At 70.2% G+C, this 14,548-nt stretch carries 12 protein-coding genes; 3 read left to right on the forward strand and 9 right to left on the reverse strand.

The genetic code is table 11. From position 1 onward, the window contains the following. Positions 1–33: 33 nt before the first annotated feature. The 4 genes from OG407_RS20750 to clpS form a co-directional block, all read right to left on the reverse strand. Positions 34–462 carry a M67 family metallopeptidase gene (locus OG407_RS20750; protein ID WP_327403690.1) on the reverse strand — a complete coding sequence of 143 codons (429 nt, stop codon included), beginning with the start codon at positions 460–462 and terminating at the stop codon, positions 34–36. Between the two features lie 76 nt (positions 463–538). Continuing rightward, positions 539–1,963, reverse strand: a complete 1,425-nt coding sequence (locus OG407_RS20755; RefSeq protein ID WP_405860080.1) for an amino acid permease — start codon at positions 1,961–1,963, stop codon at positions 539–541. Between the two features lie 291 nt (positions 1,964–2,254). Next, the gene (locus OG407_RS20760; protein WP_405860082.1) at positions 2,255–2,860 is read right to left on the reverse strand and encodes a DUF2017 domain-containing protein; all 606 of its coding nucleotides are present in this window, start codon (positions 2,858–2,860) and stop codon (positions 2,255–2,257) included. Positions 2,861–2,872: 12 nt separating this feature from the next. Continuing rightward, complete coding sequence (gene clpS / locus OG407_RS20765; protein WP_327403687.1) at positions 2,873–3,190, reverse strand: ATP-dependent Clp protease adapter ClpS; 318 nt, start codon at positions 3,188–3,190, stop codon at positions 2,873–2,875. Positions 3,191–3,270: 80 nt separating this feature from the next. Here clpS and OG407_RS20770 point away from each other — a divergent pair, with 80 nt between their 5' ends. Both OG407_RS20770 and OG407_RS20775 read left to right on the forward strand, forming a co-directional pair. Further along, entirely contained in the window at positions 3,271–4,617 is a 1,347-nt protein-coding gene (locus OG407_RS20770; protein WP_403596398.1) for a nicotinate phosphoribosyltransferase, read from the forward strand. 129 nt (positions 4,618–4,746) lie between these two features. Then, on the forward strand, positions 4,747–5,331 hold the full coding sequence (locus OG407_RS20775; protein ID WP_405860084.1) for an isochorismatase family protein: 585 nt from the start codon (positions 4,747–4,749) through the stop codon (positions 5,329–5,331). Between the two features lie 69 nt (positions 5,332–5,400). Here the strand turns inward: OG407_RS20775 and OG407_RS20780 are convergent, their stop codons facing one another. The 3 genes from OG407_RS20780 to OG407_RS20790 all read right to left on the reverse strand — a co-directional run bounded on the left by OG407_RS20780 (position 5,401) and on the right by OG407_RS20790 (position 10,746). Further along, positions 5,401–7,608 carry an MMPL family transporter gene (locus OG407_RS20780; protein ID WP_405860086.1) on the reverse strand — a complete coding sequence of 736 codons (2,208 nt, stop codon included), beginning with the start codon at positions 7,606–7,608 and terminating at the stop codon, positions 5,401–5,403. Between the two features lie 306 nt (positions 7,609–7,914). Then, positions 7,915–8,268, reverse strand: a complete 354-nt coding sequence (locus OG407_RS20785; protein WP_365308281.1) for a hypothetical protein — start codon at positions 8,266–8,268, stop codon at positions 7,915–7,917. Positions 8,269–8,403: 135 nt separating this feature from the next. Further along, positions 8,404–10,746: an immune inhibitor A domain-containing protein gene (locus tag OG407_RS20790; protein ID WP_405860089.1), complete on the reverse strand. Its 2,343-nt coding sequence runs from the start codon at positions 10,744–10,746 to the stop codon at positions 8,404–8,406. 434 nt (positions 10,747–11,180) lie between these two features. Here OG407_RS20790 and OG407_RS20795 point away from each other — a divergent pair, with 434 nt between their 5' ends. Then, positions 11,181–11,504, forward strand: a complete 324-nt coding sequence (locus OG407_RS20795; RefSeq protein ID WP_403596409.1) for a hypothetical protein — start codon at positions 11,181–11,183, stop codon at positions 11,502–11,504. 93 nt (positions 11,505–11,597) lie between these two features. Here the strand turns inward: OG407_RS20795 and OG407_RS20800 are convergent, their stop codons facing one another. Next, positions 11,598–12,254, reverse strand: coding sequence for an RDD family protein (locus OG407_RS20800; RefSeq protein WP_405860091.1), 657 nt, complete (start codon positions 12,252–12,254; stop codon positions 11,598–11,600). Between the two features lie 89 nt (positions 12,255–12,343). Next, positions 12,344–14,413, reverse strand: coding sequence for an RDD family protein (locus tag OG407_RS20805; protein ID WP_405860093.1), 2,070 nt, complete (start codon positions 14,411–14,413; stop codon positions 12,344–12,346). Positions 14,414–14,548: the final 135 nt, after the last annotated feature.

Consider the following 14,548-nt stretch of genomic DNA (forward strand, 5'->3'; position numbering starts at 1 on the left):
TCAGGGCCGGGTCAGCACGAGAGCAGGGCCGGATCAGTACGACTCCACCACCTTGACGTCCTCCTCCGTGACCACGCCTTCCAGGATCTGGTACGAGCGGAACTGAAAGGGTCCCGCCTCGTCGGAGTCGGCGGTGGAGACGAGGACGTAGTGGGCGCCGGGTTCGTTGGCGTAGGCGATGTCGGTGCGGGAGGGGTAGGCCTCGGTCGCGGTGTGGGAGTGGTAGATGATCACCGGCTCCTCGTCGCGGTCGTCCAGGTCGCGGTAGAGCTTCAGCAGGTCCTGCGAGTCGAACTCGTAGAACGTGGGCGAGCGGGCCGCGTTCAGCATCGGAACGAAGCGCTCGGGGCGGCCCTGGCCCACCGGGCCCGCGACGACTCCGCACGCCTCGTCGGGGTGGTCCGCGCGCGCGTGGGCGACGATCTGGTCGAAGAGGGCCTGGGTGATGGTCAGGGTCGGCATGGTCGTCAGGATAAGCAGAAGGGCCGCCTCGTACCGAGTGGTGGTACGAAGCGGCCCACATGGTGAAAGCGGGCGACTAGCCGACCTTTTCGAACTCCGGGTCGCGGCGCTCGGTGACCTGCGGGTTGCGGATCTTGAGGGCGAACCAGCCGGCGCCCAGGGCGATGGTCCAGCCCGCCATGACGTAGAGGCAGACGCGGGAGTCGGGGTCGTAGGCGATGAGGCCCGTGACGAAGAGCAGGAACGCGATGGCCACGTAGGAGAACTTCGCGCCGCCGGGGGCCGGGAAGGACGAGGCCGGGAGGCGGCCCGCGTCTACCGCGCGGCGGTAGCGGACGTGGCTGATCAGGATCATCAGCCAGGTCCAGATGCCGGCGGCGGTGGCGACCGAGGTGACGTAGCCGAACGCCTTCTCCGGGACGACGTAGTTGAGGACCACGCCGATGCCCATGAAGGCGACGGAGATCGTGATGCCGGTCGCGGGGGTCTTCGAGGCGGAGAGCCTGCTGAAGACCTTCGGGGCCTCGCCGTTGTCCGCGAGGGTGCGGAGCATGCGGCCCGTGGAGTACATGCCCGAGTTGCAGGAGGAGAGGGCGGCCGTGAGGACCACGAAGTTGACGATTCCGGCGCCCGCCGGGATGCCGATCTTCGCGAACGCCTCGACGAACGGGCTGACGCCCGGGGCGAATTCGGTCCACTTGACGACGCAGAGGATGACCGTGAGAGCGCCGACGTAGAAGAGGGCGATGCGCCACGGGAGGGTGTTGATCGCCTTCGGGAGGGTCTTCTCCGGGTTCTCGGACTCGCCCGCGGTGACGCCGACCAGCTCGACGGCGAGGTAGGCGAACATGACGCCCTGGAGGGTCATCAGGGAGGAGCCGATGCCCTTGGGGAAGAAGCCGTCGAACTGCCAGAGGTTGGCGACCGAGGCGGTGTCACCGGCGCTGCTGAAGCCGAACGTGAGGACGCCGAGGCCGATCACGATCATGCCGATGAGCGCGGTGACCTTGACCATCGAGAACCAGAACTCGATCTCGCCGAACAGCTTCACCGAGATCAGGTTGGCCACGAAGAGGATCACCAGGAAGGCGAGCGCGGTCACCCACTGGGAGACGGCGGGGAACCAGTAGTTGACGTAGATGGCGGCGGCCGTGAGTTCGGCCATGCCGGTCACCACCCACATCAGCCAGTACGTCCAGGCCGTGAAGTAGCCGAAGAACGGGCCGAGGAACTCGCGCGAGTACTCCGCGAAGGAGCCCGACACCGGGCGGTACAGGAGCAGTTCGCCCAGTGCCCGCATGATGAAGAAGATGATCACGCCCGCGAGGGCGTACATGAAGATGAGGCTGGGTCCGGCCTTGGCGATGTTCGCCCCGGCTCCCAGGAACAGTCCGACGCCGACGGCGCCGCCGATCGCGATCATCTGGACCTGACGGCTGCCGAGCCCGCGCTCGTACCCCTCCTCGGGGGCCTTGTCCGTCTCGACCTGAGCGGAGGTCATGTGTGGTGCGCCTTTCTCCGAATCCCCCCATGGACTTGGAGCTGCCCGGCCGAGGTCCGTCGGCCGCATGGCGAACCCGGCGGGACATGGGTGGCGTCCGCCGGGCGGTCGTGAAGATCTATCACGGTCAGAATCGCGATCGGCGGGGACATTTGTGGCACACACCACAGGAAGAAGCGGACACAAAGGAGCGACGGCCAGCATTCCCGGCCGTCGCGGTGACGTGATCGTTATTCGGATTTGAGCGTCCTCTGAGCGAACTCCGAGGGACGGGAACGGCGGCTGTCGCGGTCAGCGCATCAGGGTGTTGACCAGCGTCTCCTGGAGGCCGCCCAGCCAGAGGTACGCCATCACCATCGGCTTGCGCGGGTCCTCGTCCGGGAGCCGGTAGAGGTCGTCGGTGTCGTCCTCGTCGGTGATGTCGAGGCGTGAACCGATCGCCAGGCGCAGGTCGTTGAGCGAGCCGAGCCACTGCCGGGACTCCTCGGCGGTGAGCTTGAGGATCGCGCCGCCGTCGCCCCCGAGGGTCAGCGCGTCGAGGGTGCGGACCACCGCGAGGGCGTTCTCGCGCTTGCCGGCCCTGAGGTCGTTCTCGGTGAAGCGGCGGAACTCGGCGGAGTGCGCCATCCGTTCCTCCGCGTCCCGCGGGGAGTCGGGGGCCTGCTCCGGGTCGGTGTACGCGTCCGGGAACAGGCGCCGGAGCACCGGGTCGGCGGGCGGTTCGCTCGGGCCCTCGGCGAAGAGTTCGGCGAGCGGGTCGTCGGAGGCGTCCTCGCCCGGGCCGGGGCCGATCAGCTCCAAGAGCTGGACGGCCAGCGACCGGATGATGGAGATCTCGACGTCGTCGAGCGCGACGGCTGCGCCGCCGCCGCGGAGTGGTTCGAAGTGTCCTGGCATCGGGATGGGTCGCTACTTCCGGTCCTGCTGAAGGGTGGCCCACAGACCGTAGCCGTGCATCGCCTGCACGTCGCGTTCCATCTCCTCGCGGCTTCCGCTGGAGACGACCGCGCGGCCCTTGTGGTGGACGTCGAGCATGAGCTTGTGGGCCTTGTCCTTGGAGTAGCCGAAGTACGTCTGGAAGACGTACGCGACATAGCTCATGAGGTTGACCGGGTCGTTGTGCACGATCGTGACCCACGGGACGTCCGGCTCGGGTACGGCGAAAGCCTCCTCCGCCGACTCGGTCCGTTCGATCTCCAGGGGTGCGGGTGACGTCACACGGCCCATGCTGCCACCACAAGGGGGGCCCCGCACAAATGGACCCCACAAATCGTCAGAGTGACGAGATGGGAGTAGCATCACTCGTCATGAACACAGCGGACCTTGGGCTGCCGGTGGACGTTCCCTCGACGGCGCTCTTCACCGACCACTACGAGCTGACGATGCTGCAGGCCGCCCTCAAGGCGGGGACGGCCGACCGGCGTTCGGTCTTCGAGTGCTTCACCCGGAGGCTGCCCGAGGGGCGTCGCTACGGCGTCGTCGCGGGCACCGGGCGCGTGCTGGACGCGGTGGAGAACTTCCGGTTCGACGCGGACGTCCTCGGCTTCCTGCGCGAGCGTCAGGTCGTCAACGAGGAGACCCTGGAGTGGCTCGCCGCCTACCGCTTCAGCGGTGACGTCTGGGGCTACCCGGAGGGCGAGGTGTACTTCCCGGGCTCGCCGATCATGCGGGTCGAGGGCTCGTTCGCCGAGTGCGTGCTCCTGGAGACGGTGATCCTCTCCATCCTCAACCACGACTCCGCGATCGCGGCCGCCGCCTCCCGCATGGCCTCCGCCGCCGGGGACCGCCCGCTGATCGAGATGGGCGCCCGCCGCACCCACGAACTCGCCGCCGTCGCCGCCTCCCGCGCCGCCTACGTCGGCGGTTTCGCCACCACCTCCGACCTCGCGGCCGGATTCCGCTACGGCATCCCGACCGTCGGCACCTCCGCGCACGCCTTCACCCTGCTCCACGACAACGAACGCGACGCGTTCCAGGCCCAGGTGGACTCGCTGGGCCGCAACACCACGCTGCTCGTCGACACGTACGACGTGACCGAGGCCGTCCGTACGGCAGTTGAGGTCGCCGGGCCCGAACTCGGCGCCGTCCGGATCGACTCGGGCGACCTGCTGCTCGTCGCGCACCGGGTGCGGCAGCAGCTGGACGAGCTGGGCGCCGTCGACACGAAGATCGTGGTGACCTCCGACCTGGACGAGTACGCCATCGCCTCGCTGGCGGCGGCGCCGGTGGACGCGTACGGCGTCGGGACCCAGCTGGTGACCGGGTCCGGGCACCCGACCTGCTCGATGGTCTACAAGCTGGTCGCGCGTGCCGAGTCCGCCGATCCGAAGGCGCCGCTGGTGCCGGTCGCGAAGAAGTCCAGCGGCGGCAAGACGTCGATCGGCGGGCGCAAGTGGGCCGCACGGCGGGTCGACGACGACGGGATCGCGGAGGCCGAGGTCATCGGCACCGGGCCGGTCCCGGCCGAACTGGCCGACCGGCAGCTGCTGGTGGAGCTGGTCAAGGGCGGCGAGGTCGTCGCGCGCGAACCGCTGGACGTCGTACGGGACCGGCATGCGGGGGCGCGGGGCAACCTGCCGTTGTCTGCGACCCAGTTGTCGCGCGGGGAGGCCGTGATTCCGACGGAGTACGTGCATCTGCGGTCGGGTAGTTAAGAACCGCCGATGAAGACCCCTGGTCGGGACCCGCTGGTTAAGACCCGTACGAAAATCAGGGGTACGCCCTCCCGTAGTGCCGCCGGAGTCTCTACGCTCGAAGTTCACTCACCGTCGAAGGACACCACCATGCGCCGCGCCTTGATCGTCGTTGACGTGCAGAACGACTTCTGCGAGGGAGGCAGTCTCGCGGTGGCCGGGGGTGCGGATGTGGCCGCCGCCGTCACCGAGTTGATCGGGCAGGCACCGGCCGGCTACCGGCACGTCGTGGCCACCCGCGACCACCACATCGCGCCCGGCGGGCACTTCGCCGACAACCCCGACTACGCCCGCTCCTGGCCCGCGCACTGTGTCGCGGGCACGGAGGGTGTTGGCTTCCACCCGAACTTCGCGCCCGCGGTCGCCTCCGGGGCGATCGACGCGGTGTTCGACAAGGGGGCGTATGCGGCGGCGTACAGCGGGTTCGAGGGGCGGGACGAGAACGGGGTTTCGCTCGGGGAGTGGTTGCGGGCGCGGGAGATCGACGAGGTGGATGTCGTTGGGATCGCGACCGATCACTGTGTGAAGGCGACCGCGTTGGATGCCGTGCGGGAGGGGTTTCGTACGCAGGTGTTGCTTGATCTGACGGCTGGGGTGGCGAAGGAGTCCACCGATCGGGCGTTGGAGGAACTGCGTTCAGCCGGGGTGGAGTTGACGGGGAAGCCGGTCGTCTAGCCGCTTTTTGTCCGCGGGCCGGTGGGGGCTGGTCGCGCAGTTCCCCGCGCCCCTAAAAGGGCGCTCCAGCTAAAGGGGTGCCTCGGCTCGCGGGGTTTCGACCGGCTCCGTTGCCGGGTGTTGGCGGCTCAGGCTCTCGCCCTCGATGTCGACGTTGGGCAGGAGGCGGTCCAGCCAGCCCGGTAGCCAGGAGATGCGGTCGCCCAGGAGCGCGAGGACGGCCGGTACGAAGGCCATGCGGACTACGAACGCGTCGAAGAGGACGGCGATCGCGAGGCCGAAGCCGATCATCTTGATCATGGAGTCGCCGGCGGTGATGAAACCCGCGAAGACCGAGATCATGATGAGGGCGGCGGCCGTGACGACGCGGGCGCTGTAGCGGAACCCGGTCGCGATCGAGGCGTGGGCCGCGCTGCCGTGGACGTAGGCCTCGCGGATGCGGGAGACGAGGAAGACCTCGTAGTCCATGGCCAGGCCGAAGACGATGCCCACCAGGAAGATCGGCATCAGGCTCATGATCGGGCCGGTGGTCTCCACGCCCAACAGGCTTGCGCCCCAGCCCCATTGGAAGACCGCGACCACGCAGCCGAGGGCGGCCAGCACCGAGAGCAGGAAGCCTACGGCCGCCTTGATCGGGATTACGATCGAGCGGAACACCAGGAGCAGGAGCAGTACCGCCAGGCCCACGACCACGATCAGGTACGGGACCAGGGCGCCGCTGACCTTCTGGGCGACGTCGATGTTGAGGGCGGTGGTGCCGGTGACCTCGAAGGTCGCGCCGGGGGCCGCCGTCTCTATCGCGGAGCGGTCGTCGCGGATGGTGTGGACGAGGTCGACGGTCTTCTGACTGGTGGGCGCGTTCGCCGGTACGGCGGTGAACAGGGCGGTGTTTCCAGCCGAGTTGAAGCGGACCGGCGTCACGGAGACCACGCCCGGCACCGCCGAGATCCGCCGCTCCACCGTGGCCGCCGCGGCCTTGGGGGCGGGGGCCTTCGTGAGGTCCACCACAACCGTCAGCGGGCCGTTGAAGCCGGGGCCGAACGCCTTGGCCAGGTCGTCGTAGGCCCGGCGTTCGGTGGTCGCGGTGGACTTGGCCTCGTCGCCGGACTGGCCCAGTTGCAGGCCCAGCACGGGGAGCGCGAGGACCACCAGGCCGGCGACCGTGCCGAACAGCACCGGCCAGGGGTGGCGCAGCACGAACCCGGCCCAGCGGCTGCCCATGTTGCCGGCCACGCCCTGGATGCGGCGGCCGGTGGTCTTGTAGCGGCGGGAGAGGACGGCACGCGGCCAGAAGCCGAGCAGGGCCGGGACGAGGGTCAGCGCGATGAGCACGGCGAGGGCGACCGCCGCGGCCGCGCAGAGGCCCATCTTGGTGAGGAGCGGGATGCCCACGACGGAGAGGCCGGCGAGTGCGATGACGACCGTGAGGCCGGCGAACACGACCGCCGAACCGGCCGTGCCCACGGCCAGGCCCGCCGCTTCCTCGGTGGTGTGGCCGTTGGCGCGTTCCTCGCGGTAGCGGAAGACGACGAACACCGCGTAGTCGATCCCGCAGGCCAGGCCCAGCATCGTGGCGAGGGTGCCGGTCGTGTCGGAGAGGCCGAGGGTGCCGGCCAGGGTGGTGATCGCGGTCATCGAGATGGCCACGCCCAGGAGCGCGGTCAGCAGCGGGAGCCCGGCGGCGGCCAGCGATCCGAAGGTGATCAGCAGCACTACGGCGGCGATGCCGACGCCGATGACCTCGCCGACGCCGCCCGCGGCGGGCTGTGCGGCGAGCGCGGTGCCGCCGATCTCGACGGTGAGGCCGGCGGCGCGGGCCTGTTGCGCCGCGTTTCTGAGGTTGTTCTTGGCGGTGTCGGTGAGGTCGTTGGCCTGCACCGTGTAGGTGATCGTCGAGTACGCGGTCGTCGCGTTCTTGCTGACCGCGCCCGCCTGGAAGGGGTTCACGGCGCTGGCGACCTGCGGTCCGCCGGAGACCTCGTCGACGAGTCTGACGACGGCCGCGCGGTCCGTGCCGGTGGTGATCTTCCGCCCATCGGGTGCGACGAACACCACACGGGCCACGGCGCCGTCCGCCTGCACGCCGGGGAAGCGCTCCTGGATCAGGTCGAAGGCCCGCTGGGACTCGACGCCCGGGGTGGAGAAGGTGGTGGCGGGGGCGTCGGCCGCCTTGCTGGAGGCGAAGCCGAGTGCCGCGAGGATCACGACCCAGAGGACGGTCACATACCAGCGCCGGCGAAAGGCCAGACGCCCCAGGCGATACAGGACGGTAGCCACGAACGGGCCTCCGCAGCGGTCTAGGGTGCCCCGAGCCATCCCAGGATGGGGGCGATCGGCGGGGGGCGCCTGTCGGGGGCGGTGCGGTGTCTGCGGGGCCGGTGGGGCTGGTCCGTTGTCTGCGGGCCGGTGGGGGCTGGTCGCGCAGTTCCCCGCGCCCCTTGAAGGCAGCCCCTTCGGGGCGTGCCGCAGCGAGGGCGCCAAGCTACGCGCCGAAACAGCCGCGCGCCCCGGAAGGGGCGCGGGGAACTGCGCGCTCAGCCCCCACCGGGCCGGCAGACAGAACACCGCCCCTTCCGCGGAGCGTTACGCCGAGGCCGTAGGCCTCCGGAGCAGCGCCCGGATCGGATGCCACAGCTCCTGTGCCCGCTCCGGTCCCGGGATCACGACAGCGTTGTCAGGGGCCGGGGCCGTGCGCCATATCAGGCCGTCGGGGTGGTGCAGGACGGCCGTGATCTCGTCCGGGGTCGGCGGCTCCGCGTTGCCGCGCAGGTAGACGGCCCGCATCCCGAGGTTGCGGAGCCGGGTCAGAGCCCGGGCGCGGTTGCGTGCGTGGACGAGAACGCGGACGCAGCCGTCACCCTGGGCGCTGGGTCTGGGCAGGTTCAACGCCACCACCACGCTGCCGGTCGGCAGCCTGCAGAAACCTCCTGCGGACAATGCGGTCACACCCCCTGGCGGGTCGAGGTCGAAGTCGGTGTCAATAAGCCAAGCACAGGACGCACCTAAACACGGATCGGCGGCGACCCGCCAGGGGGTCACCGCCGATACGTTTCTGACCTGCGCTTTTACCGGCTACTTCGCCGAAGGGCCGACCTGGAGGCTCACCGTCGAGCCGTCGTGCGACTCCTTGACGATCTTGATCCGGGTGTTGGTGTCAGTGATCTTGACACCGGCCGTCGGGTTCGACGTGTCGTAGTAGGTCGACTTCCCGTCGTCGAAGACGGGAACGCCGGGCTGCGACTTGATCTTCGTCGCGACGTCCGCGTTGTGCAGCGTCATCGAGTCCGTGCGGTCCAGGCCGAACGGCGAGTCGTAGGCCTGCACGCGGTTGCGCATCAGGGTGCCGTTGGACCACTTCAGCTGCGTCGGGTGGGAGTCGATCGGCAGGATCAGACCCTCACCGGCGTGCTCGCTGGTGTTGTCGTCCGCCTGCGAGGTGTCCCACTTCCAGATCAACAGGCCGTTCTGGTAGGCGTAGTGCTCCACCCAGTCCGGACGGGTCGTCGAGAAGCCGAAGTTGTACGGGCCGACCTTCAACACCTTGTCGTACGACACGTATTGACGGTTCTCGGCGATGTAGTACTGCGCGTAGTCGTCCGTGAAGGACGAGCCGATGCGGGTGAAGCCCTTGGCCGTCCACGCGGGGTCGGCCGTCTCGGCGTTGTCGGAGAAGAGGGCGGTGCCGTCGGCGGTCACGGTGATCTCGTCGGCCGTGAAGCCCTTCTGCGCCACCCCGCTGTCCGTCTGGTAGCGGAAGCGGACGTCGATCTTCTGGCCCGCGTAGGCGTCCAGCGGGTACGTCAGCTTCTGGTACGCGGCCGCCGTGCCGGTGAGGGCCGGGTTGCCGCTGCCGTCACGCGGGATGGCGGAGCCGTCGGCGAGGGTGCCGTCGATCGGGGTCCAGCTCGTGCCGCCGTTGGTGGACACCTCGGTGTAGAGGTAGTCGTAGTCGGCCTCGGCGTCGTACCAGCCGTCGAGGGTGAGTGCGGCGGACGTCTTCCCGGTCAAGTCCACTGTCCGGGAAAGGGTGTTGCTCAGGCTGTTGCCGCTGCCGCTCCACCACTGCGTGGCGCCCTGCGCCGGGGCGATGACCTCGGTGGTGACCGCCTTCTCGGGCAACTGCACCACGAGCGCCTGGGGGTTCTTGGTGTTGTACTCCGCGACGCCCAGCGTGTGCTTCGACTTGGTGCCGGCCTTGGCGATGTCGTAGTCCAGCCAGCCCAGTTGGAGCTTGTCCCAGGCGTTCATGTCGCCGGGCAGGTCGCCGATCGCCTCCTTGCCGGTGCCGAGCCAGGAGCCGGACGACATCAGCGTCCAGAAGCCGGTGGAGTTCTCGCCGCCCGCGGTGTCGTACTCGTCGGGCAGGCCGAGGTCGTGGCCGTACTCGTGGGCGTAGACGCCGAGTCCGCCGTTCTCCGGCTGGATGGTGTAGTCGCCGACCCAGACGCCGGTGTCGCCGACCTGGGTGCCGCCGAGCTTGTTGGTGGCCGGGCCGGTGGAGCCGGCGTCGGTGCCGAAGGCGTACCAGCGGTGGGCCCAGATCGCGTCCTCGCCCTGCGCGCCGCCGCCGGCGGACTCGTCCTCACCGGCGTGCACGATCTGGAAGTGGTCGATGTAGCCGTCGGGCTCGTTGAAGTTGCCGTCGCCGTCGTAGTCGTAGCGGTCCCACTGGTCGAACTGGGCCAGCTCCGTCTTGATCTCGGCGGCCGTGTCACCTGCGGCCTCGCGCTGGGCGACCCAGGCGTTGACGCCGTCCTGCACCGCGTACCAGGCGCCGGTGGAGGCCTTGTTGGAGCCGTAACGGGCCTCGTTGTAGGGGACCTTGACCCAGTCGGTGACCTCGCCGTCGACCGAGTAGCGGCCCGAGGACTGCTTCTCGTAGTACTTCTTGAGCGACTCGGTCTTCTTGCCGGTGCCGAAGTAGAGGTCCTGGAAGTGCGCCTGGTTGTAATCCGCCTGCCAGGCCGTCGAGTTGTCCTTCGCCCGGTCGGGCGCGGCTATCTGGTTGTGCAGCGGGCCGACGGTGCCGCCGTAGCGGCTGTCGACCTGGTCGCCGAACTCGACCAGGATCGTGAAGATCTTGTCGGTCTTCTCGCGGCCCAGCTCGACGTACTTGCTCTTGCCGCCCTTGCTCTTGAGCTGGACGACCTTCGAGCCGTTGCGGTCCTTGACCGACGCCTTCCCGGATATGACCTGATTCAGGGCCTCTTGGTGCTGCGCGTCCTGCGTCTTGCTCAGCGGGCCGTCGAGGTCGTGCTCCTTCTGTGCGACCGGTGCCGGATCGTGCCGGTTCACACTGGCGGACTTGGCCGCGGTACCGGCCTCCGCCACGGCGAACGTAGAGAACGTGGCGGTGGCCGCCGCGAGGGCGACGCCCACCGCGGCCGCTCTGAACGTCCAGGGTCTGCTGGTCACTTGAGGTCCTCCCCTGCGCACCCGACCGCGCGGAAGGGGGGTCCTGGAAGTCATGGAAGGTCCGCGCGCGGTGTCCGCGTGATAGTCAAGTGACGTTATTTGACTAGAGGTTTACGGGAAAAGACAGACCTTGACTTGAGCAGGACAAGTGCACTATGCGAAGCCGGGGTCCGCTTTACGGACGCGCACGGCCGACTCGTGGATCACTCAACAGGCGCGTGCATCCGTCCACTTGGTGGACGGTATGACTCCGTGCGCCCCCCATGCACCGGAGCCGTGTGTTAGGTCATGCTTACTGCACGTTCCACTCGGGCATGCAGGCGAATAGAGTCGACTGGCGGAACGTCCGGAACCGGCGGAAAGCCAGGCCGACATCCTTGTCGCACCCCCCTTTCACAGCCTCCCCTCCATCGCCTAACGAGGACTCGATTGCCATGCCTCGTCCGACCGCCGCACAGTTCGCCTACGGTTCGTTCACCGTGATCTTCTCGACGCTCGCCATGCTGCTGCTGTCACAGACGAACTCGGGTCTGGGCATCGCGGTCATCGCCTGCGCGGCACTCGCCCTCGGGGTGCTCGTCTCCCTGACGGTGCCGCAGCCGAAGACCCGTGCCCGGACAGTGGCCCAGGCCGCCCCCCAGACCGCGGCTCCGGCCGTTCCGCAGCGGCAGCGGGTGCCGGTGTCGGTACGGCGGGAGACCGTGTCCGCCGCCGCCGTGTCGTCCGCGGAGCCGGTACGGGAGCGGAGCACTCCCTAGACCAAGCACAAGGCGAAGCGCAGCCTCAAGCTCGACTACGCGAATCGGCGGGCCCGTTGACCACGGACCCGCCGATCGCTGTGTGCGCCCGCCTCACCGCGTGCTGACCACCACGGTCTTGGCCGCCTTGTCGTGCAGACCCTGCTTGTACGGCTTGTCGAAGAAGCTCCAGCCGCCGCAGATCGCCGTCCAGATGCAGGCGCAGCAGAACGCGAACGGGATCCACAGCACCGCCGCGCGGATCAGGTTGGTCTGCACGGAGGGCGTCGACCCGTTGTCGAGGTTGGCCACGCGCAGGCCCAGCCACTTCTTGCCCAGCGTCTGACCGGACTTGGCCATCATCACGGTGTCGTAGCCGATGTAGAGCACGGCCGCGACGAGCGACTGGCCGAGCGACTTGGCGTACGACGCGCCGTTGGAGCCGACGTCGTACTCGTGGACGCCGAAGGCCCAGGTGAGCAGCCAGACGACGATGCCGACGAGGATCAGGTCGATGATCCGGGCGAGCGTGCGCCGGCCGCTGTCGGCGAGCGGGGGCATGCCGGCGAGAGGGTCGGTGGGGTAGGAGCCGCCGCCGTAGGGGTCGCCGCCACCGCCACCGCCGCCGCCGTACGGAGGAGGCTGCGGGGGCTGGTTCCCGTAGGACTGGTCGTACGGTGAGCCCGATCCCTGGCCAGGAGGGGGCTGCTTCCTGAACGGGTCGTCTTCCGGCGGCTGCTGGCCGGAGCCCGGAGGCGGTTCGGTGCTCATGGGCCGAGTCGACCGCGAACCGCCCGCCTCCGCATCCGGCGAGCGGCCGTCCGGGGTACGGAATCAGGTACCCCGGATGCCGTATGCCTCTATGCCGCTACGAACGTATGTGCTGCCTTGTCGTGCCAGCACTGGTGCCAGGGCCGGTCGAACAGGCACCAGGCGACGCCGACGATCCCGATGCCGAGCAGCCCCGGGACGCTGTAGACGAGCCAGCGGCGCAGCGCCCCGCCGAAGCCGGGCGGCTCGTGGCTCTCGATCCCGCGGACCTCGATACCGCAGAGCTTCTTGCCCAGGGTGCGGCCCCACTTGGCGGTGGGCAACGCCTCGTAGAGGACACCGAAGAGGAGGAGCACGGCGAGGACGATCCCCAGGTAGGCGGCCGTCGTGCCGTCCAGCAGCCAGACCGTCTCGGTACGGCCGGAGAGCTTGGCCGCGTCGATCTTCTCGTCGAGGTGGTCCACGGCCTTGGTGCCCAGCGGTACGGCGGCCGCGGCGGTGACCGCGCCGAGCACGACGGTGTCGATCAGCCGCGCGACCAGTCGCTTCCCGAGCCCCGCGGGCCGGGCCGCCGACTGCCGCCGGGCCGCTGCCTGGAACACGTCCTCCACAGGCGGCTTCCAGGGCGCCACCGGCCCGTCCTCGTCCCCGGCCAGCCGATGCACCTGCTGCGCCCAGGACGGCTGCCCGCCACCGGGCCCGGCAGCCATGGGCGCGCCTACGCCCGCACCCTGCGGCTGCGCCGGGCCGGACTGCTGAGGGACACCGGGGGCGGCCTGCTGGGGCCCGGAGAGGGCCGTAGAGGCGGAAGAGGGCGCGGCGGAGGAGGCTGCCCCGGAGCCGGCACCCGCCTGGCCCGCCTGAGCCTGCGCGGCACGGGCGACGGCCGCCTTACCGGCACCGAAGCCGGGGCCGGAGGGGTCGGCTGAGGGGGTGTTGGAGGGGGCGTTCCCGGCAGGGCCGTCGGAGCCGAAGCCGCCGCCGGCTGAGCCGGTGCCTACGGGCCCCTGCACACCGGAACCACCGGGGCCGACCCCGGCCGCGGAGCCGGACCGGGCTGCGGAGCCGGACCGGGCTGCGGAGCCGGACCGGGCCGAGCCCTGCGGGCCGAAACCACCAACACCCGCCCCGGAACCCGCCGGCCCCTGCAAGTCATAGCCGCCGACCGCACCAGACCCTGCCGCACCCTGAGGGCCGTAGCCAGCGGCGCCCGCCCCGGAACCTGCCGGTCTCTGCGCGTCATAGCCGCCGACCGCACCGGACCCTGCCGCACCCTGAGGGCCGTAGTCACCAACACCCGCCCCGGAGCCCGCCGGTCTCTGCGCGTCATAGCCGCCGACCGCACCAGGCCCTGCCGCACCCTGTGGGCCGTAGCCAGCGGCGCCCGCGCCGGAGCCTGCCGGTCCCTGCGCGTCATGGCCGCCGACCGCGCCGGACCCTGCCGCACCCTGTGGGCCGTAGCCAGCGGCGCCCGCCCCGGAGCCTGCCGGTCTCTGCGCGTCATGGCCGCCGACCGCGCCGGACCCTGCCGCGCCCTGAGGGCCGTAGCCAGCGGTGCCCGTGCCGGGGCCGGCCGGACCTGCTCCGGTCGAGCTCTGGCCGCCGAAGGCGGTCCCGGCGCCCGCGCCCCCGGCGTGCGCCCCCGGCGCCCCGCCTTGTTGGGGGGTGCGCGGGGTCGACGGGGTGTCTCCTCCCCCGGTGGTCGGGCGGCGGAAGACGAAGGTGCCGGGGTTGGGCGGGTCCTCCGGGGGGATCGGCGCCGAGCCGTCCGGGGTGGCTGCGGGGACTCTCGGGTCCGCGGGCGTTCTCGGGTCCGGGGAGCCCCAGGAGACGCGGCGGTCCTGGTCGCCGCCGAAGCCGCTCTGGTGGGCGCGGTCCGCGCCCCAGGCCGCCGCCGGTTCGGGGCGGCTGCCGTGCTGGGCCCGAGCCGGGCTCACCTGGTGGTCCGGTGCCGGGTCCTCGTCGAAGAAGTGCGGCCCGGTCTCCTCGACGGACGCACCCGGCGCGCCCGGCGGCAGGCCGTCCGACGGCGCCGGGCGGCTGGTGCCGGGCACCCAGGCCGCGCCGTTCCAGTACCGGACATAGCCAGGAATGGACGGGTCCGGGTAGTACCCCTCGCGGGGCCTGTCGTCACCGGGTGCCGGCGTTGGGGCGCTCATGTCCGTCGTCCCGTATCTGCTCGGAGGTCAAATGGGGGTGTCCACATCTACCAGACCCGTGCGACCACCACTGCCCGTCCCGCCGGACCCACCCCTTTCCGGGCAACCTCGTGCACGGAGTCCACACGCCCCGAA

The organism is Streptomyces sp. NBC_01515, assembly GCF_045040345.1.
GTDB lineage: Bacteria > Actinomycetota > Actinomycetes > Streptomycetales > Streptomycetaceae > Streptomyces.

Coding starts and splice junctions, on each gene's coding strand:
- OG407_RS20750 (WP_327403690.1), bottom strand. CDS start 462: ATGCCGACCCTGACCATCACCCAGGCCCTCTTCGACCAGATCGTCGCC.
- OG407_RS20755 (WP_405860080.1), bottom strand. CDS start 1,963: ATGACCTCCGCTCAGGTCGAGACGGACAAGGCCCCCGAGGAGGGGTAC.
- OG407_RS20760 (WP_405860082.1), bottom strand. CDS start 2,860: ATGCCAGGACACTTCGAACCACTCCGCGGCGGCGGCGCAGCCGTCGCG.
- clpS (WP_327403687.1), bottom strand. CDS start 3,190: ATGGGCCGTGTGACGTCACCCGCACCCCTGGAGATCGAACGGACCGAG.
- OG407_RS20770 (WP_403596398.1), top strand. CDS start 3,271: ATGAACACAGCGGACCTTGGGCTGCCGGTGGACGTTCCCTCGACGGCG.
- OG407_RS20775 (WP_405860084.1), top strand. CDS start 4,747: ATGCGCCGCGCCTTGATCGTCGTTGACGTGCAGAACGACTTCTGCGAG.
- OG407_RS20795 (WP_403596409.1), top strand. CDS start 11,181: ATGCCTCGTCCGACCGCCGCACAGTTCGCCTACGGTTCGTTCACCGTG.
- OG407_RS20800 (WP_405860091.1), bottom strand. CDS start 12,254: ATGAGCACCGAACCGCCTCCGGGCTCCGGCCAGCAGCCGCCGGAAGAC.
- OG407_RS20805 (WP_405860093.1), bottom strand. CDS start 14,413: ATGAGCGCCCCAACGCCGGCACCCGGTGACGACAGGCCCCGCGAGGGG.